The organism is Streptomyces jumonjinensis, assembly GCF_009600885.1.
Lineage (GTDB): Bacteria > Actinomycetota > Actinomycetes > Streptomycetales > Streptomycetaceae > Streptomyces > Streptomyces jumonjinensis.
In genome coordinates, this window is record NZ_VCLA01000137.1 from 3,085 (window position 1) to 28,437 (window position 25,353).

Consider the following 25,353-nt stretch of genomic DNA (forward strand, 5'->3'; position numbering starts at 1 on the left):
ACCCGTGCCCGGACCGCCGCCGCCCGCACGCCCCGCCACCGTCGCGTACCGCTCCCGTACCTCCCGGTACCGCATCAGCTCCCCCGCCACCGGATCCAGCACCCTCGCCCGTCCGCACCCCGCAGCCGCCTCCCGCAGCCGCCGTCTGGCGTCCTGCCCGTACCGCCGCGCGGGCCCCCGTACCGCCGCCGTACACGCCCACTCCACCAGCGGCCCGCCCACGATCCCCGCCGCCATCAGCAGCGCCGGGACCACCAGCCCCGGCTGGAGTACGCCCACGATCTGCCCCACCAGCCAGAGCCCGCCGTACACCTGAATGAGCGTCATCGACATCTGCGCCAGCACGGCGGCGGGCCACCACGCGGGCCGCAGCGGCCGGCCGGCCGTCTCGGCGGCCTCCCGGACCGCCAGTTCGTCCAGGGCCTCCGGCAGCCCGTCCGCCCCCCGGACGGCGGCCTCGCGCACCGCCTGCGCCCAGGGCGCGGGCAGCCCGGACGCCGCCTCCTCCGCGACCGTGCGCACCGCCTGCTCGACACGCTGCCGTGCCGTGAGCTCCTCCTCCACCGGGGCGCCGGACGCCGGTCCGGCGCTCCCCGGCGTACGGCTCCGTTCGTACCAGCGCCACAGCCGCAGCCAGGGCGTCCCACAGGCCCTGATGGCGTGTCTGCGCCACTCGCGCTCGGCCGCGTCGCCCGCCGCCTTCGCGCCCACGGCCTCCGCCAGCCGCTCGGCGAACTCGTCGCGCGTCAGCTCGTCGAGACCCGTGCGGCCCTCGGCGACGTACGAGGCACGGAGCCCGGCCGCGGCCACGTCCACATCGGCGGAGAGCCGGCGGGCGGCGGCGGTCCGCTCCTGGACGAACGCGCCCATCAGCTCTCTCAGCTCATCGACGCCGTCGCCGGTGAGGGCGGAGAGCGCGAGCACGGTCGCCCCCGGTTCGCCGTGCTCGCCGAGCGCCATGCCGTCGTCGTCGAGGAGCCTGCGCAGATCGTCCAGCACCTGGTCGGCGGCCTCGCCGGGGAGCCGGTCGATCTGGTTGAGCACGACGAAGGTGACCTCCGCATGGCCCGCGAGCGGCCTCAGATAGCGCTCGTGCAGCGCGGCGTCCGCGTACTTCTCGGGGTCGACCACCCAGATCACCGCGTCCACCAGCGCGAGCACCCGATCCACCTGCTCACGATGTCTGACCAGGGCGGAGTCATGGTCGGGGAGATCCACCAGCACCAGTCCGGACAGCTCGTCCTCGCCGCCGGCGAGCGGTCTGCGCCGCAGCCGGGAGGGGATGGCGAGACGGTCGAGCAGCCCGGCCGCCCCTTCCGACCAGCTACAGGCGATCGGCGCGGAGGTGGTGGGGCGGCGCAGCCCGGTCTCGGAGAGCGGGACCTGGGCGAGGGCGTTGAAGAGGGTGGACTTTCCGCTTCCGGTGGCCCCGGCGATGGCGACGACGGTGTGGTGGGAGGAGAGCCTGCGCCGGGCGGACGCCTCGTCCAGTACGCGTCCGGCCTCGGCGAGGGTGTCGCTCTCCAGCCGGGTACGGGAGAGGCCGATCAGTTCCCGCAGGGCGTCGAGACGGGTGCGCAGGGGGCCGCCGTAGCTGCCGCCGATGGGCAGGTGGTCTTCGTCGTCCGGCCCGGTGTCCTTCGTATCCCCGCCGCGGATGCCCTTCACGCCACGGATAGGACCGCCGCCGGCAGGACCACCGCCGGTAGGCCCGCCACCAGCATGGCCGCCGCCAGCGGATCCGCGCCCGGTGGATCCGCGCCCGGTGGGCCCGCCCTTCTCCCTGCCCTCGGCGCGGCGGGCGATGAGCCCGTCGTCCCAGCGCCCGTCGTCGCGCGCCGCCTCCTGCCCCTGGCCGGCCGGCCCGTCTCCGCGCGGGTCCGCGCCCTGGGGCAGCCGGGTCAGCCGCCGCGCGGTCTGGTTCTCGTCGCCCGTGATGGCGGTCACCGCCGTCACCTCACCTTCTGGAGTACGGACAGCGCGGCGATCAGCTCGGCCTGCGGCTCGGGGGACACATCGAGGGCGTCGAGGGGGGCGAGGCGGCGTTCTCGTTCACCGGTGAGTACGCCGTCGATATACGCGGTGACCAGCTCACCGGCCTTGTCGCGCAGCCTCAGGGCCCCCTGCGCGCCGATCCGCTCAGCGAGCTGCTCCCCCGCGCCCCGGGCCCGCCGCCCGCCGAGCAGGGCCGCCGCGAGCAGGGCGGCGACGGTCTCGGGGTCGCCGGTCCCGCCCGGCTCCGGTCCACGCGACTCGTCCTCGGCGAGCTCCTCCAGCTCCCGCCGCCAGCGGCGGACGGCGATGCCGATGCGGTCGGCGGCCTCCGGATCGCCCCGCCCCCGGAAGACGACGGCCCCCGATGCCGGCTCGCGCCGCCAGGCATCGTGAACACGCTCATCGGCGGCGGCCACGGCGCACTGCATCAGCGCGCAGAGGCTGCCGACCAGCGAGTCCAGCAGTTCACCCGCCGAACTGTCGCGCGGAAAGCCGCGCCAGCGCGTCCGCGCGTCCCCGGCGAGCACGGCGCCGGCCGCGAGCTGCCGGTTCACCCGCTCGCGTTCCCGCTCGTACGCCTCGTCGACCACGCCCATGAGCCGTACGGCGGCGGCGTACTGCCCCGCGACGGCGGCGGCCAGCTCGGGCATCCGCGCGTTGAGTGAGCTGATCACACCGGTGGCGGTGCGCCCGAGGGCCTGCTGCCGGGCAGCGGGGTCCTGCACCCGGTGGGCGAGCCAGGCGAAGAGCGGCGCGACGGCGGTGGTGGGCAGCAGCCCGCTGCCGCCGCCAGCGGACTCGGGCAGCTCGGGGATGGTGAACCGGGGGACCTCGCCGAGACCGGCTTTGGTGAGGAGGGCCGCGTACTGCCGGGAGACATCGTTGATCACCTGGTGGGGCACCCGGTCGAGAACGGTGACCAGGGTGGCGTCGTACTCCTTGGCGGTACGGAGCAGATGCCAGGGCACGGCGTCGGCGTACCGGGAGGCGGTGGTCACCATCACCCATACATCGGCGGCGCAGATCAGCTCGGCGGCGAGCACCCGGTTCTCCACGACGAGGGAGTCGATGTCGGGGGCGTCGAGCAGGGCGAGCCCACGGGGCAGGGCGGACGCCTTCTCGATCCGTAGCCGGTTCCCCCCTTCGGGGGAGTTTTCGTCGGCCGGGGTTTCCTGGGTCTCGTCCTGCTGGGGCAGCCACACTCGGGTGAAATTGGGCAGTACGCGCATTTCAGCGAACCAGTGATGATCGTCGGGGTGGCAGACGAGCACGGGCGTACGAGTGGTGGGCCGCAGCACTCCCGCTTCGCTGACCCGCCGCCCCACGAGCGAGTTCACCAGGGTGGACTTCCCGGCTCCGGTGGATCCGCCGACGACGGCGAGCAGGGGGGCCTCGGGGGCCCGGAGCCGGGGCACGAGGTAGTCGTCGAGCTGGGCGAGGAGCTCGACACGGGTCTGACGGGCCCGGGGCGCTCCGGGCAGGGGCAGTGGGAGTCGCACGGCGGCGACACGGTCGCGCAGGGCGGTTAGTGCGTCGATCAGCTGAGGCCGTGCATCCAAGGTCACCACATGCGAAGAATGCCTAACTTTGGTGGCTTTTTGAAGCGTATGACGTTGTCTGCGCGCCGGTTGGACACTTGGCATAGAAGGGATGAGTGGGACACAGGCATAACGAGTGCACAACACCCGGGACCCGGGACGCGAAAAGCGCTGCAGGAATCGCACTCGCCTGCGATTATCGGTTCGCTTCACCGAACCTCCACATCGTGCCACGCAGGTGAAGCAACGGGGTCAAGGCGATCAGAGCCCTATCCTTGTCCCCGGCCAAGGCCACGGCTCCGCGCGCTCGGACAGTCGCGGCCACCGTCCGGCCCCCGTAGCTCAGTGGATAGAGCAGGTGCCTTCTAAGCACTTGGCCGCAGGTTCGAGTCCTGCCGGGGGCGCTCTTCCTTTTTGTGCCGCAGCCCTCCCATCAGGGAGGGCGTTTTTGCTGGTCAGGGGCGTTCAGCGGGTACGCCGATAGGGTCCGGCGAGGTTCCCGGGCCCCCTGGCGGAGCGGGCGGAAGTCCGGCTGTGGGCGGCCGGGAACGGCTCCTGGCGGCTGTTCTTCCCGAAAACTTCCCCAAGTTTTGATGATGATCTCTTTGCACGGGCACCGGTTGTGATCAGGTCGCGGAGGATCGCGACGAGCGCCGGGTGGACGGGTACGGGGCGGGTGTCTCCCTCGGTACGGCCCTTGAGGTGACGGCCGTCGTCGGTCCAGCGGCTGCCACTTCCGGCTCGGTGGTGTGGACGAGCAGTTCGCCCCAGCCCTCAGCGGGCAGAGTGGCCGCGTCGACGCGGAGGGCGACAGCCTCCTCGGGCCGCAGGCCCGCGTAGTAGAGGGTGGCGAAGAAGGCGTAGGGCCGGTGGCCGGTGCGGGGGCGGCCGGCGATCCAGGCAAGGAGAACGGCGACCTGGGTGGGGTTGAGCAGGGACCGCTTGTCGACGGTGTCGGCGACCTTAAAGGCGTCCGGCTCGGGGGCTCCGGAAAGGCGTCCGGCTCGGGGGCTCCGGGGTCGACCGGCCCGGGGGAGCCGACCGAAGCTGGGGTGGTCGAGCCGCCTTCGCCGGCGTCCAAGCCGCTCGTGCCACGTCGTCGTCTGCGTGATGCCGCACTGCGTGAGCGCCGTGTCCACCCACGTTTCAACGACGACGCCCACAGCCCAGCCCGCGCCCTCACCTGGCGCGTCCAGCGTCTTGGCCACCGCCACACCCCCAGCCCCCGAGCCGACGCAGCCAGGATCCGCAGTACCACCCACCGCCCGAGCGTCGTCACCCCGACGCATCCGGCAGCGGTCACCCCACCGCCACAGGCAACGCCAACACGAAGGCGCTGATCACCCCACCAGGGACACCCTGGGGGTGAGCAGTTCCAAGGCTTCCTCCCAGCGGAAGCGGTCCGCGCCGCCGCCGGCCTTTGGCCGGTGGGGCTCGTACGAACCGATCAGGACGCCCATCTCGCGCAACTGCTCCAAGCTCCGGACGTACGCGGGGTGGGCGGCCTGGGCGGAGTTCAGGTACGGCAGGACGGCGGTGGGGATACCAAAGCCGTACGCCTCGCACAGGATGCCGAGCGCCAGGGTGTCGGAGATCCCGGCGGCCCACTTGTTGATCGTGTTGAAGGTGGCCGGCGCGACCACGATGGCGTCGGCGGGCGGCAGCGGGCGCGGGTCGCCCGGCAGCCGCCAGGCGGAGCGGATGGGGTAGCCGGTATGTTCCTCGATGGCGGGCACGTCGAGGAAGCCGAGGCCCTGCGGGGTGGCGACGACCCCGACCTCCCAGTTCGCCACCTGAGCCGCAGTGATCAGCCTGCCGACGTCACCGGCGATCCCGGCCGCGCACACCACGACGTACAGGAACGGCTTCTTGATCTGCTGGTCGGGCTGATCGCTCACGCGGGGACTCCCAGTCGACGGCTGAAGTGGTGCAGTTCGGGCAGGGTACGACGGCGGTCGCGGGCCGCCATGTCGGCCACCAGTTCCCGTACGGCCGGGCGGCGGATGTCCTGTGACGCGCAGCTCTCGGCGATGCGCAGCGCCTGGTAGCCATCGGCGAGGCGGCCCTGCTGGTTGTAGGCGCGGGCGGTTTCGACCCACAGGGCAGCTCGGCGTTCGGGCACGGGGATATGGCGGCGCATGAGCGGGCGGGCGGCATCAAGGGCGACACCCGCGTCCCCGAAGACGACCATCGCGCTGATGCCGTGCAGGGTCACATTGGTGGGGCTGAAGTTGGCCCAGGCATCGGGACGGTCGAGTGAGACGTAGCGGGCTACGTCCCGTGCTTCGGCGAGGAAGTCCTCCGTGGCGGAGCGGTCGCCCCCGGTGCTCGCGGCGGTCACGCCGCGCAGGAGCAGCAGCCCGAGCGCCGCGAGGTACTCCGGGGAACGTTGGTCGTAGGAGCCGGTGAGTTGATCGGCGGTGTGACGGACCAGGGTGACGGCCTGGGCGGAGTGACCGTCCCGGGCGAGGACGTGTGCGTGGACCCGAACGCTGGAGGCGAGCACCACCGGGTCGCCGGAGCGCTCGGCCTCGGCCATGGCACGTCCGACGGCGAGCCAGGCGTTGCCAAGGTCACTCTGCTTCAGCAGCAGGCTGGCCGAGGTCTGGTAGGCCGTGGCGAGGAGGCCGGACAGGGCGGACGATCCGGGGTCATCGGCAACGGCCCGCCGAAGCTGCCCGATCAGTCCGGGCAGCGTGCGCTCCAGCACCGCGTAGTCGCAGGTGCAGAAGAGGCGGCGGGCGTCCGCGGTCTGCTTCCGCAACTGTGGCAGGTCGCCCACCGGCTCCGTGAACGCGGGACTCGGGCCGGGGAGCAATGACTGGACCAGTTCCGGGTGTGTGGGGATAAGGGGTGTGGCGGGAACCGCGAGCACGGCTGCGCCCGCGGTGAGGAGTCGACGGCGGCGCATGTCTTCTGTCTCTGGAGTGGAAGGGCCGGCGGGGAGAGAGGGGACGAGACCCAGGCGGTCGGGTGGGATGTCCAGCACCCGTGCGACCTCGCGCAGCATATGGATGTCCTGAGTGCCTCGGCCGCTCTCCAGGCGACTCACCTTGGACTGGTGGTATCCGAGGGCGGCGGCGACGTCCTTCTGGGAGCGCCGCCGTAACACCCTCGCCTGACGGATCACTTCGCCGATCCGCTGCGCCTCGCTCTGCACTTCGGCCATCCGTGCCACGGCTCCCTCCGCCGTCGCCGATCCTGCCTGCCCGACCGAGCGTAGCGGAGCGGAATTCACCTGTGATGCAGCTCCTGCATAGGCGATGCAGGCCCGGCACACAGCCTGGAATCCGTCCTCTCCGGGGCGGTTACGTGAAGGTGCCGCACCGATCCAGGAGGCCACGTGAAGGTGCACCAGATCCGGTTGCCCGTACCCGGCACACACGCTGCCGCCGCATCCGCGAGGCGTGACCTTGTAGCTGCCATACGGGCTTGGGACACCTTTCTCCAGCCGGAGCTCCTGGACACGGCAGAGCTGGTGGCCTCGGAGTTGATCACGAACGCGGTACGTCACGCGGGCGACGACGGGCCGATCTCGGCCTGCGCCCACCTGGGCGACGAAGGCCTGCGCATCGAGGTCATCGACATGAACACCGAGATCCCGGAAGCCGGCCTGCCGGGCACAGCGTCGGAGGCCGGGCGCGGCCTGTTCCTCGTCGCCGCGCTCGTGGACCGCTACGGGTTCGATCCGTTGCCGTCCGGGAAGCGGTGCTGGGCCGAGTTCGAGGTCAGCACCACACTCTTGTCCGCGCAAACCCTTCCCATGCAGAGGAGTTGACAGTTGTCCCTCGTGCGGATTCCGCCCGTCGCCGCCGAAGTGGTCGCTATCCGACCCGGTGGCCCTCTCACCGGGTCCGTGGCCGTCGACGGTTCCAAGAACGCGGCCCTGCCCTTGCTCGCTGCCGCAGCGGCCCTGCGCCGACCGGTACACCTCGGCAACGTGCCGACGAATACGGACGTCGAGACGATGCTCACCCTGCTGCGGCAGGGTGGCTGGCACACCGCTCGCCCCGTTAGTGATCCGCACACGACAGTGATCCTGCCGAGCGACCAGCATCAGCCAGGTCCCGCTCCCGAGGTCGCCGCCCGTATCCGCGCTTCGTACTACCTCGTCCCCGCGCTGCTGGGTGCCTGCGGCCGGGCCCGCCTGCCCTGGCCGGGTGGCTGCGACATCGGAGCACGGGGGATGGAGCAGCACTTCAGGGTGTACGAGCGGTTCAGTGACCGCACGACCGTCGACGACCGCGGCTACTTCGTGGAAGCGACCACGCGCGCCAGCGGAACGGTGTCGGTCACGCTGCCCTTCCGGTCCCGCGGAGCGACGGTCGCCGCCCTCCTGCGCGCTGTCGTCGCAGGACGTCCACTGCGTCTGGGGCAGCCGAACCTCTCGCCCGAGGTGCTCAGCGTCGTGGAGGCGTTGAGGACAGCCGGTTGGGAAAGCCGGGTCGACGAGAACGTCATCGTTCTCCGCCCACCGGCGGTCGTCTCGGAGGAGACGGTCCTGTGGCGGGTACCGGGCGACAAGATCGAGGCGGGCACCCTGGCATGCGCGGTCGCCGTCACCGGCGGTGATGCACAGATTCTCGGCGTACGCAGTGGGGACGTAGCCCCTCTGATCAACGCTCTGCGTTGGCTCGGTATCCCCGCCGACGCCGACGACAGCAACCTCACCGTCCGGGCCCAGAGCGCCCGGCCCACCGGCCAATCGCTACGAGCCATCGCGTCCTTGGATCCCGGCGGCCTGGACGCCGACTTCGAGCCCCCGCTGATGGCCCTGGCGCTCTCACTCCCCGGCACTCATCTGTTCGCCGACGCCATCAACCCCGGCCGCCACGGCAACCTGCTGCCCCAGCTCGCCCGTCTCGGCGCCGAGATCCACGAACTGTCCCCCACCAAGTGCCGCGTCACCGGCCCGCAGCAACTGATCGGCGCAGGTGTGGAAGCCACCGACATCCGCACCGGCTCGGCCCTGGCCATCGCCGGACTCACCGCCCACGGGGTGACGACTCTCGGCGGACTCGAACAGCTCCGCCGCGGCCACGCCGACCTGCCCGTCAAGCTGCACGCCCTGGGCGCCGACATCTGCGAGGTGATCCCGTGAACCGGCGGCTCCGGCAGATCGTCGCCACGACCGATGTCCACTCCGCCATCGGCTCCGCCGCCCCGATGCTCGCTTTCCTGCACACGGCCAGGACCGACAGCCTGATCGTGGACAGCGGCGACTTCTTCGAGGGCACCGGTATCTACCGCCTCGGCAGGGGAGACATCGAACGCGACGTCCTCACCACCCTCTACGACGTGGTCGCCCCCGGGAACCACGGCTGGCCGCACTACTTCGAGCCGGAGCTTCGGCGGATCACCGTATGCGCGAACACGACCGACGAGGAGGGGGTTCCGATCTTCGAGCGGGTGCGCATCGAGCGTGTCGGGGGCCGTCAAGTCGCCGTCACCGCCGTCATCGGTCAGCAGGCGTTCCACTCGATCCCCGTCGGCCAGCGCGCCGGTCACCGCGTCCTCGACCCCGTCCGTGCACTGCGCGAAGTGATGATCGAACACCACCACCGTGCCGACTCCTGGGTGGTCATGTCCCACTCCGGCTTCGAGGAGGACCTGAAGCTCGCCGGCTCCTGCCCGTTCGCCGACGTCATCTTCTCCGGACACTGCCACAGCGATGCCCACGGCCCCGTGTGCGTCGGTGACACACTCGTGGTCAAGGGCCAAGAGCTCGGCCTCGGATACGCCACGGCCGCGCCGACCGAGAACGGTTGGGCAGCCCGCACCGATCTCTTCCCCAACGCCTCGACCACCTCAGATGCCCTCACCGGATTACGAGGAAGGATCTCCGGCATCGAGCAGAAGCTGGCCCGCCCGCTCGGCACGGTGAGGGAGCCGTACCGCGATGCTCCGCTCGATCGCCGTCGGCTTCTCGAAGAGATCGCCGGTCACCTGCGCACCGGCTTTGCAGCAGACGCGGTCGTTCTCAACGAGACCGCCCTGCGCTCGGTACCGCTCGGCCGCACCCTCACCCTCGGCGACCTCCTGGCCGTAGAGCCCTTCGACAACGCGCTCGTGCACGCCGTCCTCCCCGACGAGCACAACCAGGTGCTCAACGCGCTCACCGAGCACGTCGGCCCCCTGGTCGTCCTCCCGAATCCGCTGCCGTCGAACCTGCGGAGCATCCTGACGACCGACTACCTCGCTGACAGCCACTTCGGCGGGCGCACCAGCGAGACCGGTCTACGGCTCGGGCACACGGTCCGCCGCCTCCTGACCGCCCGATCCTCCGAGTGCACCAGCCGCCCCGAAGGAGGTCGACGGTGATCCTCACCGGCCCCGAGATCAACTCGGCCGTGGCCGACGGCCGCGTGCGTATCGTTCCGTTCGCGCCGGACCAGACGAACCCCAACAGCTACAACATCCGCCTCGGCCCGACCCTGCTGACCTACACCTCCGAGGTCATCGACGCCCACCGCGCCAACCCCACGCGCTCCGTCCCGATCGACAAGGACGGATACGTCCTCCGGCCAGGCGAGCTGTACCTCGGCCACACCGTCGAGGAGGTCGGCTCGGACCTGTTCGTCCCTCTCCTCTTCGGCCGCTCCTCGGTCGGCCGTCTCGGCTTGTTCGTCGAGATCACGGCACCGATCGGAGACATCGGCTTCCACGGCCAGTGGACGCTCATGCTCTCGCCCGTCCGCCCCCTGCGGGTGTACGCGGGCATGAAGATCGGACAGGTCATGTTCTTCGCCGCCACTGGTGCCGTCGACCCATACCGCGGCAAGTACCAGGGCGCCGCCGGCCCCCAGTCCTCCCAGTACTGGCGCGACACGTCCCGCGTAGAGGCGGTGCCCTCATGATCCTCACCGGCCCCGCGATAGCCGCCGCTGTCCGCGCGGGCGAGATCACCATCGCCCCCTACGACCCGGCGTGCCTCTCCCCCAACGCGTATGACTGGAGGCTGGGTGACACGATCCGCATCTGCGACGGAGACCTGGACGCCGCCGTGGCCACCACGTTCACCGAACGGACCATCCCCACTGCCGGCCTGGTCCTGGAGCCCGGAGTGCTCCACCTGGGCGTCACCCTGGAGAAGACGGGCTCGGAGAGGTACGCGCAGCTCCTCAACGGAGACCGCACCACCGGGGCCCTCGGCATCTGGGTCCACGTGTCCGCCCCGCTCGGTCACCAAGGGCATGCCATCCACTGGACTCTGGAGGTTCGCGCCGCCAAGCCTGTCAGGGTCTATCCGGGCATGACCTTCGGCAAGCTCGTCTTCCTGACCGCCCTCGGCACCCCGGCCAGCTACCAGCGCCAGCACGCCAAGTACGCGGCCACAAGCGGCATCGACATCTCCCGTTTGTACGAAGAGTTCCCCCAAGGAGCACCATGAGCCCCCTCGTACGCCCGATCGCGGGACCGCTGGCCGCCACGTTCCTGGACCTTCCCGCAGGAAGCCCGGGCGGCAGCGTCGAACTCTTCCTCGACCTCTACACCGGGGACGAGCCCCTGATCCCCGCAAGGGCCCTCATGCTGGCACCACCTGGTTCCCGCCCCCACCTCCCCACCGGGCTCGACCTGCTGAGCGTGTCCAGGAAGTGCTTGGAGGGCCCCGGCTTCGGTCGTTATGTCGCAGCCCTGCGCCAGGCCCTCGCCGAAGCGATCGACCCCGCCCGGATCGGCTTACTACACCTGCAACACCTCGCCTTCGGAGCGACCCCCGCCCTGCTCCGAGCGCTCCCCACGCACCCCAGGATCGCCTTGGTCCACGGCACCGACCTGATCTTCGCCGAGAACCACCGCGACCAGCTCCAGGTTCTGCGCGAGACGGTGAGGGCCGCCGATGCCCTCGTGGTCCCCACCACTGCGATGATCGACCGCCTGCTCAGGCTCGCCCCACAAACGGACCGCCGCAGGATCGCCCACATTCCCTGGGGCCTCCCCGACCACCTCCTCACCGACCCTCCACCCCGATCCGACCGCTCCTCCACCAGCCACCTGCGACTGCTGTACGCAGGGCGCCTGTCAGCCGAGAAGGGCGTCGACCCCCTGGCCAGGAGCCTGGCGCGCGTCCCAGGCGTCGAACTGAGCATCGCCGCCCCCAGAGCCCAGTTCCACACCCTGGCCCCACTGCTTCAGCGGACCGGCACACGGGCCCGATACCTCGGTTGGCTCCGCCGTCCACAGCTGTGGAGAGCCTTCGCCGCGCACGATCTGCTGGTCATGCCCTCAACCACTCTGGAAGCCATGGGCTTGGTAGCCCTGGAGGCACAAGCCTGCGGACTGCCCGTCCTCTATCAGCCCGTACCCGGCCTCAACGAGGTCCTCGCCGCCTCCGGCATCGCCACGGACTTCACCGACTCCGCCGCACTCGCCCGCGACCTCGATCGCCTACGGACCTCCCCCGGTCTGCTGTCCGCCCTACGCCAGGCGGGCTACGCCAATGCTGCCCGCTACCCCCTTTCGACGACCGCCCAGGGGCTGAAGGACCTCGGTCATCAGCTCACGTAGGAGGCCGCGCAGCCAGGCAACACGAGGAGTCGCCCACAGGAGTATGCAATCTGCCCTCGTGGGCTCGACGTCGGCCTGCGGGCACCCCGAGGCCTACGTCGATAGGCTGACTCGGTGGGACGCCCACGGCGAACAGGGAGACCATGACGTATCGCATCGACCGCATCGACCACCTGCTGGGCGAGGGCGTCCGCGACGAGGTCTATCCAGGCACCGTATGGGCCGTCGGCGACACCACTGGCACCCGCGCTCACGGCACCGCTGGAGTCCTCGACCCGAACGAGCCGAGCGTACCGATGCGGCGGGACACCGTCTTCGACGCCGCCAGCCTCACGAAGATCATTGCGGTCTGGGCCTCTATCGGTGCTCTCTGGGAAGAAGGCAAACTCGACCTTGATGCCCGTCTCGACGCCTTCTGGTCCGATGTCGACGGTTATCCGCTCGGGGCCGTGACCGCCCGCCTTCTGCTCACCCACACCGCAGGCGTCCCGCTCCGCGCCCAGCTCAAGAACCTCTACGGCATCGACCCCCAGGACGTCCGCGACGGTGTCCTTCACGAAGGCCTGCACCGCCCGCCCGGCGAGGCGGTCGAGTACACCGATCGAGCCGCCCTCATCCTCGGCTATCTCGCCGAGCACATCTCCGGACAGCGCCTCGACCAGCTCGCCGCGGACCGTACCTGGCAGCCCCTGGGCATGAGCTCCACCCGTTTCGGGCCGCTGCCCCCCGAGATCGCCGCACGGTGCGCGCCGACCGAATGGGACCAGGTCAGCGGTACCCACCTCAAAGGCACCGCCCACGACTTCTCCGCTCGGCTCCTGGGCGGCGTGTGCGGCATCGCCGGCGCCTTCACCACCCTCGACGACCTCGCCGGTTTCCTGTTGCACATGCTGGCCCCCTCGGCTTCGCCGGGGCAGTCAGGATTCGGTCCCGCCTGGACGTCGGAGTCGCTGAGTACCCAGACCGGCCCTCTCCAACCCGTACGCGGCCTGTTCTGGCATCCCGCCCCCGGCACCGCTCCCGCCGACGACATCTGGGTCCACTACGGCTTCACCGGCACCGGCATGTGGATCTCACCCCGGCAGGACCGCTGGGCAGTGCTCCTGACCAACAAGCTCTACTACACCCGCGACCGCCAGCCGCTGACCGAGATCCGCAACGCCTTCCGTGGGCTTGCCTTCACCTGACATACCGGCGTCAGCGCATGAGATGCGCCGAATTCCTACGGCCGAACCTCTCATTGCCCTCCCCATGCAGGATGGCAACACCCTCATGACCGCATAGGACAAGGCCCCAGACAGGCTGGGCGGGCACGACGTCGTTCAGTGCGCCTTGCAGTACCGCTTCTCTGCGCCCGACAAATCACGCCCCTCCCGCGCATACTGCCGAACCGGAACAGCGCCAGGCCACTGATTGACCAAATCCTGCAAGGTCCGATCGAATTGCCACCCACAGCACACCGGCACCCACAAGATCCGCAGGGCTACGGGCCTGGCCGCCCCCAGAACAACGGAAGTCTTGAATAACAGCCAACTGCCACAAATAAACATGCAGGTCAGAAGCCTAGGCACGTGCATGCGGCCAGGTGCCTTCTAAGCACTTGGCCACAGGTTCGAGTCCTGCCCGGGACACACCGCCCGTACGGAATCTGTTGCTCCCGCCGGGAGGGCGGGCACGGGTTCCGCAAGTGCACGGTGATCCGCGCCGCTCCCGGCAGACGCGGGCCGTCCCCCGCGGGTCGAACAGGCGCTCATCCATGCGGATGGTTCGCCCTATACAATCCCCTTCGCGAAGCAAGCCGACCGGCAAGAGCCAGCGAAAGGCATAAAGGCATGCAGAGCCGGAGAGGAATACCCCCCTTCAGGCCGGGAAGGGAGAAACCGATATCTCGCCGCAGGGTCGCCCATTTCCCCGGGATGGGGAAATGAATCCTCGCAGGCCGTCGCCGACCGCCGGTCTGCCGGCGCAGTGGCTCACCGTCAGCCCCGAGCGCACGGTCCTCGGGGTCATCCACAACGTCACATCGGCGACTCGGCTGCTGGATCTGCTCTCGGCGTTCGAGGGCGATCTGCGGGTGCAGACCTATTTCACCTGCACCGACTCATCGCCCTTCAGCGGAGGGATAGCCGAATTCTGCGCCGAGCGCGAGCTGCCTTTTATTCCATGGGCCGAGGCGGAGGCGCGTTCTTTCGATCTCGCCATAAGTACAAGCCGTGGCGGGGATCTACATAAACTCTCCTGCCCTGTCATCGGATCGCCGCACGGCGCCGGATATAATAAAAGGCTGAGCCGGGAGCCGGGAGCCGGGAGCCGGGAGCCGGGAGCCGGGAGCCGGGAGCTTTTGGGCTGACCGCTGAGTGGCTTGTGCATGATGGCGAATTGATTCCGTCCGCGATCGTGCTGTCCCATGAGGAACAGCGGGAGCGGCTGCGGGACGGCTGTCCCGAGGCGGTCCCGTTCTCCCATGTGGTCGGCGATCCGTGTATGGATCAGCTCCATGCGTCGGCGCCGTTCCGCGATGCCTATCGGGAGGCTCTCGGGGTCCGCGCGGGCCAGCGGCTGGTGTTGCTCACCTCGACCTGGGGCGGGCGGTCCCTGCTCGGCGGCGGGCCCGCTGTCGTACGCCGGGCGCTGGCCGAGTCGCCTCGGGAGGAGTACCGGTTCATCGCGGCCGTCCATCCCAATGTCTGGTACGGACACGGCGGCTGGCAGCTCCGGTCCTGGCTGGAGCCCTGTGTACGCGCCGGTCTGCTGCTGCCGCCCCCGGCGACCGACGCCTGGAAGGCGGCGATCTGCGCGGCCGATGCGTTCGTGGGCGATCACGGCTCGCTGACCCTGTACGCGGCGGCGTTCGGCGTGCCCGGTCTGCTGGCCGCGTTCGACACCCGGAGCGTGGCGGCCGGATCGCCGATGGAACGGCTCGGCGCGGCGCTGCCCCGCGTATCCGCCTCCCGTTCGCTGCGCGAGCAGCTCGCCGAAGCCGTCGAACGGCGGACGGGCGACACCGGGGCCGGGGCAGTCGCGGGCCTGGTCACCTCGTACCCCGGTGAGGCCCTCGCCCGGTTCAGACGGCTGTGCTACACCACCCTCGGGCTCAGCGAGCCCGAGGAGCCCGTCTTCCCCCGGCCGGTGGAACTGCCCGCCGGCCGGCGGCCCGCGCACGGCTCTCCCGTCGGCGAGCCCCTCCTCGTCGACACCGAGGTCTCCGGAGCGGACGGCTCCCGCGTGACGGTACGCCGGTACCCGGCGGCGCTCCAGAACGGAAGCGGCTCACATGTCCGGGACGCTCATCTGGTGGCCGAGGAAGGGGAGCCGGATGCCCGCTGGGCGGGGGTGGCGGATGTGTTTCTCGCCCGGCGGGGCGTGCCGGAGCGGCTCTTCGCGCGCTACCCGGGGTGTGCCGTGGTCGCCGTGCCGCTCGCGGGAGAGTCCTGCGCCGTCCATCTGCGGGACGGGCGGGTGTTCACGGCGACATGGGCGCGGGCTTCCTGGTGGGCCGGGCCCGGTGTCGCCGCTTCCGCCGTGTACGCCTGGCTGAGTCGGGAACGTACGGGAGAGAGCCGGGGCGGCGCGGCCGATCTGCTGGTCGACTCAGGAGGCGCCGGGGTGTCCCTCCTGGTCATGCGCCGGGCCGGCGAGCCGGCGGCCGATCTCCTCGGCCCGGACGCTGCCGAGCCGGGCGTAGTTCCCGAGCGCTGAGGTCCAGTCGCTCCGCGCCTGATCGGTTCTCCCGTCGGCGGCGTGCGCGTCCCCTCGGACGACGAACGCGTCCGCGTGCTCCTTGGGGGCGTCCAGCCCGGTGAACAGCTCCAGGGCCTCGTCGATCGCCGGGAGCGCCTCATCGGCCCGGTCGGCGGCGAGCCGGGCCTGAGCGTAGCGGGTCAGGCACTTGGCCACGTTGTACCGGTCGGGGGTCGGCAGTCCGGCGAATCGGTCCTTCGCGGAGAGCAGCAGGGCCGCCGCCTCCTCGTGCCGCTTGGCCGCGCTGGCCGCGCCGCCGCGGTGGTACTCCAGCAGCGCCACGCCGCGCGGATGGCCGATGCCCTCCAGCGCCCGCTGCGCCCGGCCGAACAGATGGAGCGCGTCCAGCGGCCGTCCCTGGCGGGTGGCCACCTGTCCCAGCCCCTCCAGGGCCGATGACTCGGTACGGGCGTGCCGGGCCCGCCGCGCCGCCTGGAGCGACAGGCCGTACTGCCGGCCCGCCGCCGCGATGTCGTCCTCGGTCCCGCGGTCATAGCGGGCGAAGGCCAGCTCGAAGTGCATACGGGCCGACACCAGGTCGTCGTGGAGATGCCCGGCCGCGGCGACGCCCCGCTCGCACACCTCGATCCAGAGCGCGTGGAACTTGCGCCGGAAGAAGAACCCGCGCAGCGCTTCGACGAGCTGGCAGGTGAGGTCGTACCGACGGGTGTCGTAGCCGATGGAGACCACCGCCGCCACGTTCTCCCGGTCGGCCTCCATCGCGTCGAGCGCCTCCGTCACATGCTCGAACTCCCCCTCAAGGAGCTCGGGGGCGGCGAAGAGCGGTCCATAGCGCCATGCCTGGGACACCAGATGCGCCGTCGCCGCCGCTCTGCGCAGATACCAGCGGATGAGCGTCTCCACCGCGGCGTCGTCGGGCTGCTCCCGCGCGAGTTCCCGGGCGTACTCGTGGACCAGGCGGTTCATCCGGCAGCGCCCCTGGGCCGAGGGCTCCAGCAGATGGCCCTCCAGCAGGGTGCGCCGCACCCGCGCCCCCATCGCGCCCGCGCCCGCGAGGGTCTCCACCAGGCTGTCGGGGAAGTCGGGCGTGGGGTGCGCGCCGAGGGCGCGGAAGCCGCGGGCCGCGGTCTCGTCCAGTCCCGCGTAGAACGCCGAGAAGACCGGACGGACGGCGTGGTCGTCGGAGACGGCGAGGGTCTCCAGGAACGATTCCCGGGTGGTGAGCCGGCGGGCGAGTTCCGGCACCCCGCCGCCCAGGGGGTCGGCCGCCCGCGCCGCCGCCATGCGTACCGCGAGCGGAAGCCCGGCCAGCGCCGGAATGACCGTGCGGAGCAGTTCGCGGTCCTCCGCCCCGGTCGACTCGGCGGCGTCCAGGAACAGCGTCGTGCTCGCGTCGTCGTCGAGGCCCTTCAACGGGAAGTACGCCGGCCGGGAAGGCGCCAGCGCCCGCAGCCCGCTCAGCCGCTGCCGGCTGGTGACCACCACCATGCTCGCCGGGTGCCCCGGCAGCAGAGGGGTGACCTGAGCCGGGTTGACGACGCCGTCCAGCAGGATCAGACAGGGCGCCGCGGCGGTGAGGGAACGGAAGTGGGCGGCCAGGTCGGCCGTCTCCGGCGGCATCTCGGCGCGCGGGGTGCCCAGAGCTCCGATGAACGCCTGAAGAGCGCCTTCGGGAGCGCTGGGGACCAGGCTCCCCCGTGGGCTCAGATCGGCGTAGAACAGCCCGCCCGGGAACTCCGCCTCTCTCCTGGCGGCCCAGTGCAGGCTCAGTCCGGTCTTCCCGACCCCCGGCGGCCCGCTGATCACGGCGATCAGCGGGGACTTCCGGCCGGCGAGACCGCTTCCCAGCTCGTCGAGCTCCGCGCACACGGGCACCCGGTCGACGAAGACCTCCGGCGCCGCCGGCCGCATACGGGGCACCCTCGGGGTGCGGGCGGCGGCGTGGAAATGCTGTGTCACCGTGGCCTGGCCGGACTGGATCACCGTGTCGAAACGGCCGCCAGAGATACTGTTGCTGACCGGATCCACCGAGCCCACCTCGTTCGTACCTCGCGTCTGACCACGCGTCGGACCACCGTAGTGTCGCAGGCTCCGGACAGAGCGGCCATGGCTCTATCGGGCGATCAGGGTCCCCAAAACCCGCACGCCGCGCGCGCTGTTCCCGCAGCGCCCCGGCGGCCTCGGTCAGAGCCGCGCTCGCCTCGTGGTCCCGGCCCAGCTCACCGGGCGTCCGGAGACTGCCCGGCCGGGCCCGTGGCGGTGGAGCTGTGGAAGGTGAGCTGGGAGAACCGGTCCCCCTGGATGACCGGGCCGTGGTACGTGCCGCCGCTGATGGTGTTGACGACGGCGGTCCGCGGTTCGGCGGCCTGCGGGGCCAGCTCCGCGAGGAGTACGCGCAGTTCCTCCGCGGCGGCCGGGTCGGCCCGCAGCGCCCGGCGCAGCCGGAGCCGCCACTCGTCCTCGATGTCCGCGGCGGCTTCCGTGTCCTCGGCGTCGTGGGCGGCGATGAGCTCGGTGCGGAAGGTCTCCAGCTCCTCGGCGTAGTCGACGGGCTGCGGGTCCTCCCCCCGGGCGAGGAAGCGCGCCACCCGCTCCCGCGCCTGCGACCAGGCGTCCGACACCATCGCCCCTACCAGGGCCGTCGCGCCCGACGCCGCCAGCGTAGCCAACTCAGCCTGCACCGATCCCCCTAGCCGTTCCATCGGGCCCCGGGTAGGTACACGGGAGCCGCTGGTATCACGGTAGAGAGCTCACCGCCCTTGCGGAAGAGCGGTCATGGGCGCGGCGCGGCGAGATCCGGCCCGGCCCAAAGGACCGGGCGGGCCTCAGCGGCCGGGCCGCGCCGCCAGGGCCGCGTCCAGGCGGGCCAGGGCGTCGTCGGCCGCGGTCAGGACCGCGATGTCGTCGGGGGCGCCGATCACGCCGAAGAACGCTTCGGCCACGGCCTGCTCAAGGGAGGCTGCCGGGTCCTCGGCCGGCTGGGGGCCGGAGTCCGTCATGGGGTGCTCCTCATGGGGCGGAGGGGTGGAGGGGTGCAGAGGGGGGAGTACGCGGGGGCGGCGGGGCCCCGGAGGCTCGTACGGCTCAGAAAGCGTTGCAGGCGCGGAAGATATGGGCGAATCCGCCGACGCTCGCCCGCCCCTGGAAGGCCGCGTACTGCGGGCGGACGATGTCCGGGGCCCACTTCTCTTTGTAGGCGAGCTGGCTGCGGGCCGGATAGACCGCGTCGCCGTTCTCCCACAGGAAGTGCATCAGCCGGGTGAATCCGGGGCTGTGGCCCGGCAGTTCATGGCGCTCCTCAAGCCCCGTGAAGGGGGTGAAGCCGAAGTGCAGCCAGGGCACGTTCTCCTTGGTGAAGCGCTCGATGGCCGTGACGTTGATGGCCTCCATCACGCCCGGCGGCCCGTCCGGCAGACGGCGGCTGAGGTCGTGCATCCAGCCCGGCCGGCCGCCGTAGACGGGTGAGTAGGAGATATAGCCGATCGGGCGGCCCTCGATCCGGCCGAGGAAGAGACGCCGGTGCTCCTGCGCGGCTCCGCCGATCTGGCCGATCAGAAACTCCAGTTCATGCGCGCCCTTGGTGCCGAGCCACGCCTGGTCGATCTCCTTGAGCGCCGCTTCACAGCGGGCCGGGTCGGCCTCCTCGACCTGGAGTCCGGCCCGGAAGGAGCGGGAGATCTTGTTGCGGAGCTGCATGAAGCGGGAGCCGCGCAGACTGAAGGTGTCGAGGTCGACCGTGTACGAGGCGCCGATCTGGTTCACCGTGAAGCCGCGCTCGGCGTACATCTTCGCGTCGTACTCCTGGAGCTGCACCCCGACCACCGACACCCCCTTGCGCTCGGCGAAGGCGGTGAACGCGTCGAGGAGCGGTTCATAGGACTCGGGGGGTGCGAAGGGCCCGCCGAACTGCACCAGATAGCGGCCGCTGCGCCGGTAGGCGATCACACCTTCGAGACCGGGAACGGTGAAAATGCCCGTGCCCCGGTTCATGGCCAGGAACGAGCTGGAATTCTGAGCCCGGGTATGTGTGCGAATAGCGTCGAGCACTGGGGCCCCGATCCCCGTGGACACTGCCATGGCGGATGCCTCCCATCAGTTCATCGGACTTCGAGTAGAGCACCGGATCAGCAGGCTCAGCAAGGCTTTCCGATTCGTCAGTCAAATGTCAGCGAGTCGTCAGTGCGGGATTCCAGTCTGTGGTCACCGGCACTCCGGAGCTGCGGCGCAGGACATCGAAGAATTCCCCCCCTTCGATATTCTGCGGCACTTGATCCGGAAAATACGGCGGACGGCGCCTGAGAAGCCGTCCGCCGGCCGGTGAGGAGAGGTACCCGAAGCGGCCCAACGGGGTCCGGGCGCCTGAGCCCGGCCGGGTCGGCAACGGCCCGCGCAGGTTCAAATCCTGCCCTCTCCGCGTCATCGGCCCGTGCGTCCGCCGGGAGCCCGCCGGCTCCGGACGGCAGCACGGGCCGATCGCACGCGGGCCGCGCGTCCCGACCGGTCAGGTGCGCATGCGTGCCCTGCCGCCCACGCGGTCCCGGGCACGCCTGCGCGTGAGCAGGAGGCCCATCACCATGGCACAGCTGACGACGGCCAGTCTCCAACAGTTCAAGGCGCCCGACGCCGCCCTGCGCACCCTGTCGCGCTGGGCGGCTCAACTGCGTGCGGAGGACATCCCCTGCCGTGTGCTGAAGCTCGCCGCGAGCCAGGTTCTCTCACAGGTCGCATCGATCCGCGCGGGCGCCGAGCACCCGCTCGGACGCCGGCTGATGAGCGCGTTCGGGCATCCGATGCAGCGCGACCCCCGGGCCGCGGCCACGGTGATCGCCGGCCTGGGCTCCTGGCTGAACCTGGACGACACCGCGTACGCCGGGCATCTGTCCAACTCCACCGTCTCCGTGCCGCTCGCCTACGCCTACCACCGCAGGCTCGACGGACCGGCGCTGCTGACGGCCGTCGTGGCGGCCAATGAGTGCGCCTCGCGGATCACGGCGTCGGCGACCCTCGGTCCGCTGCGCGGCCAGAGCGCGGTGCACACCCATCTCGCGGGCGCGGTGGTCGGCCGGCTGCACTGCGAGGGAGCGCCCGCCCGGGTGTGGGAGCACGCGCTGTCGCTGGCCTTCGCCATGCCCAACTGGCCGCTGATGCGGGCCTTCCTCGCCAGCGACGCCCGGCTGCTCAACACCTTCACACCGGTGCGCACCGCCATGGACGCCTGTGACGCGGCACAGGCCGGTCTCCAGGGCGCGTCCGACATCCTGGAGCACCCCGACGGCTTCCTCGCCAGCTTCGCCAGCCAGCCGCTGCCGGAGGCGGTCACGCTGGGGCTGGGCGCCCGGTGGCACACCGAGACGCTGTCGTTCAAGATGCACCCCGGCGGCCCCGGCATCGACGCCGCCGTGGACTGTGCCATCGAGCTGAACGAGAAGATGGGGCCGCTGCGGGCCGACGAGATCGAGTCGATCACCGTGGACGCCTCGCTGTACACGCTGTTCGCGGCCCGCCGGGCGGCCGCCTATGTCGAGGGGCCCGACTCGCCGCTCGGGGCCCTGGTGCTCGATGTGGCCTATCCGGTCGCCACCGCGCTGCTGACCGGCTCCCTGTCGGTGCACGACTTCTCCGCGCCGCTGCTGGACGATCCCGACCGCTGGAAGCTGGCCGGTCTGGTGGAGCTGCGGCACGACCGCGACATGACCCGTGAGCTGTTCGCGTCCGAGGCCCCCTTCGGGGAGGCGGTACGGCAGGCCGGCACGGCGAGCTCCGGATGGCTGCGCGACTTCGGCGGGCAGGAGCTGGTCGATCTGGTGGGGCCGGTGGCCCCCGACGAGCGGGACTTCGCCCACTCCAGCAAGGCGACCGGCGCACGGGTCACCGTGAAGCTGACCGACGGCCGCACGGTCAGCCGCGAGCGGCTGATACCGGAGGGCGCGGCGGGCCCGGAGACCCGGTCGCAGCACTCCTCGCTGGTGCGCCGCAAGTTCCTGGACCTCGGCGGGCCGCATCAGGTGTCGGACACCGTGGAACGGCTGCACCGGCTCTCCTCGCGTGAGCTGCGCCGCTGGATCGAGGCCGGATATCTGTGCTGAGGCCGGATATCCGTGCTGCCGCCCCTGCCGCCCCCGGGAAGCACGGAGGAAAGATCCGGAGGAAAGACCGGAGGAAAGACCGGAGGCGAGGAAGATCCGAAGAGTGTCGGGCCCCTGCTGGATTCCCCCCGGAAACGGCAGGGGCTCCACCGGGTTCCGAAGGGTTCCGATGAGTCCCGATGGGTTCAGGCGAGGGCTCTGCGATCACCCCGCCGTACCGCCGGACGGCGTATCAGATAGCTGTCAGCGACCCGTCAGAATATCGCGTCAAGCTCTGTAACACCCCATGTCCGAGATCGACGGAAACACCTCGGACCACATTGCGGGAGAACAGCAACAGCACCGGAACCGGAATCGATGCCGGGGAGTCCCCTGCGCATCCACCAGTGTTCCCGACCAGCATTCCCGATCATGAATTCAAGAATTCGCCGGCATCACCAGGACCGGGGCCGGCCGAGGAGGGCGTTTCGCATGACTTCCACCACGTACGGCCATGGCGTCGTTCCGGGGAGCCCCGAGCGCGAGGGTGCTGACGCGTCCGGAACGGCACCGGTGCGGGACCGGCCGCTGCTGAGCTACCGCTCGTACATCGGCGGTGAGGACACCGCCGGTGAGGGCTGGGTCTACACCATCAGCTCCCGGTCGCTGCTGGAGGACGTCTTCTCCAGCATCAGTCTGAAGCGGGAGCTGGAGCGCAACCCCGACTCCCCCTCCGCCGAGCACCCCTATGTGGTCGGCCGGGTGGCCGCCGCCACCACCGAGGAGATCGATCTGTCGCTGGAGGCCGCGGCGCAGGCCGCGCCCCGCTGGGCGATGGTGCCGCTGGAGCAGCGCCTTGAGCTGGGGGCGCTCTTCCGGGAGACCCTGCTGGCCAACCGGCAGACCTTCCTGGACATGCTGGTGGCCGAGGGCCACCCGGTGAAGCTCGCCCGCTGGGAGCTGAGCTGCCTGCTGGAGGTGTACTGCCCGGAGAGCATCGGCTGGTACCACAAGCGGATGCACTCCGAGTGCGAGTACCGGGGCCGCCGGCTCATCTCGCGCCGCGCCCCCGACGGCGTGGTCTGCCTCAACCCCCCGCAGAACGCCCCCGCCCCCAGCGCCGCGCTGGCGGTCCTCGCGATGATGGCCGGAAACGCCGTGGTCGTCCGGGCCCCCCGGAGCATCCCGCTGAGCACCATGTACGTACTGCGTGATCTGGTGGCGCCGCTGCTGGAGAAGATCGGCGCGCCGCCCGGCACTCTCAATGTGGTGTGCAGCAACCCCCGGCAGACGATGGACCGCTGGGTGGAGAGCCCCTTCGTCGACGACATCTTCTACATCGGCGGCAGCGAAGAGGGCATGCGCTTCCAGGCGAAGGCGATAGCCAACGGCAAGAAGCCGATTCTGGAGCTGGCGGGCAACGACACCATCGCGGTGTGGAAGGACGCCGATCTGGAGAAGGCCGCCGAGGCGATCACCGAGTCGTTCTACGGCTCCGGCCAGATCTGCATGGTGCCCAACAGCGTGCTCGCCCACCCCGACATCGCCGATGCGCTGATCGAGCAGATCAAGATCAAGGTCCGTGGCATCCGTCCCGGATACCCCGAGGACGAGAATGTGCTGCTCTCCCCGGTACGGCGCAGCGAGAAGTTCTTCGGCCTGCTCAACCAGGCGCTGGAGGGCGGCGCGGAGCTGATCTGCGGCGGGCACCGGATGGAGCTGGACGGGACCCCTTCGGAGACCGGGGTGTTCCTGGAGCCGACGGTGCTGCGGGTCGACGGGCTGCCCCGGGCCAGGGAGCTGGAAGTGGTGCAGCAGGAGACCTTCTTCCCGCTGATCCCGGTCGTGGTCCCCGAGCCGGTCCCGCACAACGAGATGCGGGAGCTGTTCGTCGACTACATCAACTCCAACGCCTACGGGCTGCGCAACTCGCTCTGGTCCGGTTCGCCGAGGGTCATCGACCAGTTCGTGCTGCGGGTCGTCAACGGCGGTCTGCTGAAGGTCAACGACTCCCACATCGGCTTCCTCCCCTATCTGCCGAGCCATGGCGGCACCGGTCTGACCGGCGGCGTCTTCGGCGAGGCCAACTATCCGATGCTCAAGACCTCGCACCTCCAGGGTGTGAGCGTGAGCGCCGAGGCCATCAGCCCGTACAAAGCGGTCTTCGGCGACGACGAGGACTGACGGACGGCGCAACCGAAGGGCCCGGCAGCGCCGGCGCCGCACGCCGCCGGTCCGCCGGCGGTCCGCGCCCGGGCCCCCTCCCTCATCCGTGGCTCAACCGCAGCTCATCCGTGGAAGGTTCCCATGCGTTCTCTCGACGCCGCCCGCGACACCTGCGAACGGTTCCACCCCGGTCTGACCAAGGCACTGGACGCGCTCGCCTACGACGAGCGGGAGCGACCCGGCAGCCCGGTCATCGATCTCTTCCGCGCCCACGCCGGAGTCGGTCTGCTGGTGCCCCGGAGCTTCGGCGGCTCCGGCGCCGATCCGCTGGAGGCCGTACGGGTGATGCGGGCGCTGGGCTCGTACTCGCCGTCGCTGGCCGCCGGGGTGACGATGCACCACTTCACGGTGGCGATGCTGTACGCGCTGGCGGATGAGGCCGACGGGCTCACCGGGGCGCAGCGCTCGCTGCTGGCCGATGTGGTGCCCGGGCAGCGGCTGATGGCGTCGGGCTGGGCGGAGGGCCGGACCGGGCAGTCCATTCTGACGCCGTCGGTGACCGCCCGTCCGGTGGACGGCGGCTATCTGCTCAACGGCGCGAAGAAGCCGTGCAGCCTCTCCCGTTCGATGGATCTGCTGACCGCGAGCATCGCGCTGGACCGGCCGGACGGCGGGCGCGATCTGGCCCTCGCGCTGGTGTCGGCCGACTCCCCCGGGCTGTCCGTGCATCCCTTCTGGGGCAATGAGGTGCTGGCCGCCGCCGAGACCGACGAGGTGCGTCTTGAGGACGTCCATGTCCCCACCGAGCTGGTGATCCGGTCCGACGGAGACGATCCGGAGCGCATCGAGGAGCTCCAGACCGCCGGGTTCATCTGGTTCGAGCTGCTGATCTCGTCCGGCTACGCCGGCGCGGCGACCGCGCTGGTGGAGAAGGCGGTACGGCAGAACCGCGGCAGCGTCACCGACCGGGCCGCGCTGGCCGTCAGCTGTGAGGCGGCGTTCGCGCTGCTGGAGGGCGTGGCGCGGGCGGTACGGGACGGACTCGGCGGCGAGGAGGCGGTCGCCGCGGTCCTCACCGCCCGGTTCTCGGCGCAGCGCACCTTCGTCCGGGTCGCGGCCGACGCCCTGGAGCTGCTCGGCGGCATGGACTTCATCCTCTCCTCGGAGAGCTCCCGCATCGCCACCTCGGTCCGGCCGCTGGCCTTCCATCCGCCGTCGCGGGGGTCCTCGGCGGAGGCGCTGCTCAGCTACTTCGGCGGCGGGCGGCTGGTGCTGGGCTGACCCCGGCGGCCCCTGGCTTCCTCTGATCCTCTCTGGCCCCCCTCTGGCCCTCTGGCCCTCTGGCCCTCTGGCCCTCCCTGACCCTCCCTGGCCCCCTG

General features: G+C 70.8%; 21 protein-coding genes and 3 tRNA genes. 15 read left to right on the plus strand and 9 right to left on the minus strand.

Translation table 11 applies throughout. From position 1 onward, the window contains the following. On the minus strand, window positions 1-1,947 hold a 1,947-nt coding region (locus FF041_RS37940), incomplete at its 3' end, for a GTPase (protein ID WP_407698166.1). A gap of 5 nt (window positions 1,948-1,952) precedes the next feature. After that, the gene (locus FF041_RS16235) at window positions 1,953-3,554 is read right to left on the minus strand and encodes a dynamin family protein (protein WP_153523496.1); all 1,602 of its coding nucleotides are present in this window, start codon (window positions 3,552-3,554) and stop codon (window positions 1,953-1,955) included. 310 nt (window positions 3,555-3,864) lie between these two features. Here FF041_RS16235 and FF041_RS16240 point away from each other — a divergent pair. Further along, window positions 3,865-3,937: transfer RNA gene (locus FF041_RS16240), tRNA-Arg, on the plus strand. Window positions 3,938-4,159: 222 nt separating this feature from the next. Here the strand turns inward: FF041_RS16240 and FF041_RS39035 are convergent. The 3 genes from FF041_RS39035 to FF041_RS16260 all read right to left on the minus strand — a co-directional run bounded on the left by FF041_RS39035 (window position 4,160) and on the right by FF041_RS16260 (window position 6,702). Then, window positions 4,160-4,741: a hypothetical protein gene (locus FF041_RS39035; protein ID WP_228388249.1), complete on the minus strand. Its 582-nt coding sequence runs from the start codon at window positions 4,739-4,741 to the stop codon at window positions 4,160-4,162. Window positions 4,742-4,873: 132 nt separating this feature from the next. Then, window positions 4,874-5,431, minus strand: coding sequence for a flavoprotein (locus FF041_RS16255; RefSeq protein WP_323391935.1), 558 nt, complete (start codon window positions 5,429-5,431; stop codon window positions 4,874-4,876). Further along, a complete protein-coding gene (locus FF041_RS16260) occupies window positions 5,428-6,702 on the minus strand; it encodes a helix-turn-helix domain-containing protein (RefSeq protein ID WP_153523483.1) in 1,275 nt (424 codons plus the stop codon). Before FF041_RS16260 ends, FF041_RS16255 begins: the two co-directional genes overlap by 4 nt. Window positions 6,703-6,876: 174 nt before the next feature. Here FF041_RS16260 and FF041_RS16265 point away from each other — a divergent pair, with 174 nt between their 5' ends. The 10 genes from FF041_RS16265 (at window position 6,877) to FF041_RS16310 (ending at window position 15,740) form a co-directional block, all read left to right on the plus strand. Beyond that, entirely contained in the window at window positions 6,877-7,311 is a 435-nt protein-coding gene (locus tag FF041_RS16265; RefSeq protein WP_323391936.1) for an ATP-binding protein, read from the plus strand. A gap of 39 nt (window positions 7,312-7,350) precedes the next feature. Beyond that, on the plus strand, window positions 7,351-8,634 hold the full coding sequence (locus FF041_RS16270; protein WP_323391940.1) for a UDP-N-acetylglucosamine 1-carboxyvinyltransferase: 1,284 nt from the start codon (window positions 7,351-7,353) through the stop codon (window positions 8,632-8,634). Further along, the gene (locus FF041_RS16275) at window positions 8,631-9,854 is read left to right on the plus strand and encodes a bifunctional UDP-sugar hydrolase/5'-nucleotidase (protein ID WP_323391937.1); all 1,224 of its coding nucleotides are present in this window, start codon (window positions 8,631-8,633) and stop codon (window positions 9,852-9,854) included. The genes FF041_RS16270 and FF041_RS16275 overlap by 4 nt, the downstream gene beginning before the upstream one ends. After that, a complete protein-coding gene (gene dcd / locus FF041_RS16280) occupies window positions 9,851-10,390 on the plus strand; it encodes a dCTP deaminase (RefSeq protein ID WP_323391938.1) in 540 nt (179 codons plus the stop codon). The genes FF041_RS16275 and dcd overlap by 4 nt, the downstream gene beginning before the upstream one ends. Continuing rightward, window positions 10,387-10,923: a dCTP deaminase gene (locus FF041_RS16285; protein WP_153523485.1), complete on the plus strand. Its 537-nt coding sequence runs from the start codon at window positions 10,387-10,389 to the stop codon at window positions 10,921-10,923. The genes dcd and FF041_RS16285 overlap by 4 nt, the downstream gene beginning before the upstream one ends. Continuing rightward, entirely contained in the window at window positions 10,920-12,041 is a 1,122-nt protein-coding gene (locus tag FF041_RS16290; protein ID WP_153523486.1) for a glycosyltransferase family 4 protein, read from the plus strand. The genes FF041_RS16285 and FF041_RS16290 overlap by 4 nt, the downstream gene beginning before the upstream one ends. 143 nt (window positions 12,042-12,184) lie before the next feature. Then, a complete protein-coding gene (locus FF041_RS16295; protein WP_153523487.1) occupies window positions 12,185-13,228 on the plus strand; it encodes a serine hydrolase domain-containing protein in 1,044 nt (347 codons plus the stop codon). Window positions 13,229-13,593: 365 nt separating this feature from the next. Next, window positions 13,594-13,669: transfer RNA gene (locus tag FF041_RS16300), tRNA-Arg, on the plus strand. Between the two features lie 296 nt (window positions 13,670-13,965). Continuing rightward, window positions 13,966-14,391: a hypothetical protein gene (locus tag FF041_RS16305; protein WP_153523488.1), complete on the plus strand. Its 426-nt coding sequence runs from the start codon at window positions 13,966-13,968 to the stop codon at window positions 14,389-14,391. Between the two features lie 29 nt (window positions 14,392-14,420). Next, window positions 14,421-15,740 carry a hypothetical protein gene (locus FF041_RS16310; RefSeq protein ID WP_153523489.1) on the plus strand — a complete coding sequence of 440 codons (1,320 nt, stop codon included), beginning with the start codon at window positions 14,421-14,423 and terminating at the stop codon, window positions 15,738-15,740. On the opposite strand, the gene FF041_RS16315 is transcribed toward FF041_RS16310, so the two are convergent. From FF041_RS16315 to FF041_RS16325, 4 genes are all read right to left on the minus strand, one after another. Then, window positions 15,633-17,771: a hypothetical protein gene (locus FF041_RS16315; RefSeq protein ID WP_153523490.1), complete on the minus strand. Its 2,139-nt coding sequence runs from the start codon at window positions 17,769-17,771 to the stop codon at window positions 15,633-15,635. The two genes, FF041_RS16310 and FF041_RS16315, sit on opposite strands and share 108 nt — an antisense overlap. A 191-nt stretch (window positions 17,772-17,962) precedes the next feature. Next, window positions 17,963-18,424 carry a hypothetical protein gene (locus tag FF041_RS16320; RefSeq protein ID WP_323391939.1) on the minus strand — a complete coding sequence of 154 codons (462 nt, stop codon included), beginning with the start codon at window positions 18,422-18,424 and terminating at the stop codon, window positions 17,963-17,965. A gap of 144 nt (window positions 18,425-18,568) precedes the next feature. Then, complete coding sequence (locus FF041_RS37945) at window positions 18,569-18,742, minus strand: hypothetical protein (RefSeq protein ID WP_194292055.1); 174 nt, start codon at window positions 18,740-18,742, stop codon at window positions 18,569-18,571. 85 nt (window positions 18,743-18,827) lie between these two features. Next, the gene (locus tag FF041_RS16325; RefSeq protein WP_153482318.1) at window positions 18,828-19,820 is read right to left on the minus strand and encodes a bifunctional lysylphosphatidylglycerol flippase/synthetase MprF; all 993 of its coding nucleotides are present in this window, start codon (window positions 19,818-19,820) and stop codon (window positions 18,828-18,830) included. Between the two features lie 244 nt (window positions 19,821-20,064). Between FF041_RS16325 and FF041_RS16330 the strand changes: the two genes are divergently transcribed. The 4 genes from FF041_RS16330 (at window position 20,065) to FF041_RS16345 (ending at window position 25,255) form a co-directional block, all read left to right on the plus strand. Further along, window positions 20,065-20,157, plus strand: a tRNA-OTHER gene (locus tag FF041_RS16330). Between the two features lie 160 nt (window positions 20,158-20,317). Continuing rightward, the gene (locus FF041_RS16335; RefSeq protein ID WP_153523492.1) at window positions 20,318-21,829 is read left to right on the plus strand and encodes an MmgE/PrpD family protein; all 1,512 of its coding nucleotides are present in this window, start codon (window positions 20,318-20,320) and stop codon (window positions 21,827-21,829) included. 471 nt (window positions 21,830-22,300) lie between these two features. Further along, on the plus strand, window positions 22,301-23,992 hold the full coding sequence (locus FF041_RS16340; RefSeq protein WP_153523493.1) for an aldehyde dehydrogenase family protein: 1,692 nt from the start codon (window positions 22,301-22,303) through the stop codon (window positions 23,990-23,992). Window positions 23,993-24,115: 123 nt separating this feature from the next. Continuing rightward, on the plus strand, window positions 24,116-25,255 hold the full coding sequence (locus tag FF041_RS16345; RefSeq protein WP_153523494.1) for an acyl-CoA dehydrogenase family protein: 1,140 nt from the start codon (window positions 24,116-24,118) through the stop codon (window positions 25,253-25,255). The last annotated feature ends 98 nt before the right edge of the window (window positions 25,256-25,353 follow it).

Coding starts and splice junctions, on each gene's coding strand:
- FF041_RS16260 (WP_153523483.1), bottom strand. CDS start 6,702: ATGGCCGAAGTGCAGAGCGAGGCGCAGCGGATCGGCGAAGTGATCCGT.
- FF041_RS16285 (WP_153523485.1), top strand. CDS start 10,387: ATGATCCTCACCGGCCCCGCGATAGCCGCCGCTGTCCGCGCGGGCGAG.
- FF041_RS16290 (WP_153523486.1), top strand. CDS start 10,920: ATGAGCCCCCTCGTACGCCCGATCGCGGGACCGCTGGCCGCCACGTTC.
- FF041_RS16295 (WP_153523487.1), top strand. CDS start 12,185: ATGACGTATCGCATCGACCGCATCGACCACCTGCTGGGCGAGGGCGTC.
- FF041_RS16305 (WP_153523488.1), top strand. CDS start 13,966: ATGAATCCTCGCAGGCCGTCGCCGACCGCCGGTCTGCCGGCGCAGTGG.
- FF041_RS37945 (WP_194292055.1), bottom strand. CDS start 18,742: ATGACGGACTCCGGCCCCCAGCCGGCCGAGGACCCGGCAGCCTCCCTT.
- FF041_RS16325 (WP_153482318.1), bottom strand. CDS start 19,820: ATGGCAGTGTCCACGGGGATCGGGGCCCCAGTGCTCGACGCTATTCGC.
- FF041_RS16335 (WP_153523492.1), top strand. CDS start 20,318: ATGGCACAGCTGACGACGGCCAGTCTCCAACAGTTCAAGGCGCCCGAC.
- FF041_RS16340 (WP_153523493.1), top strand. CDS start 22,301: ATGACTTCCACCACGTACGGCCATGGCGTCGTTCCGGGGAGCCCCGAG.
- FF041_RS16345 (WP_153523494.1), top strand. CDS start 24,116: ATGCGTTCTCTCGACGCCGCCCGCGACACCTGCGAACGGTTCCACCCC.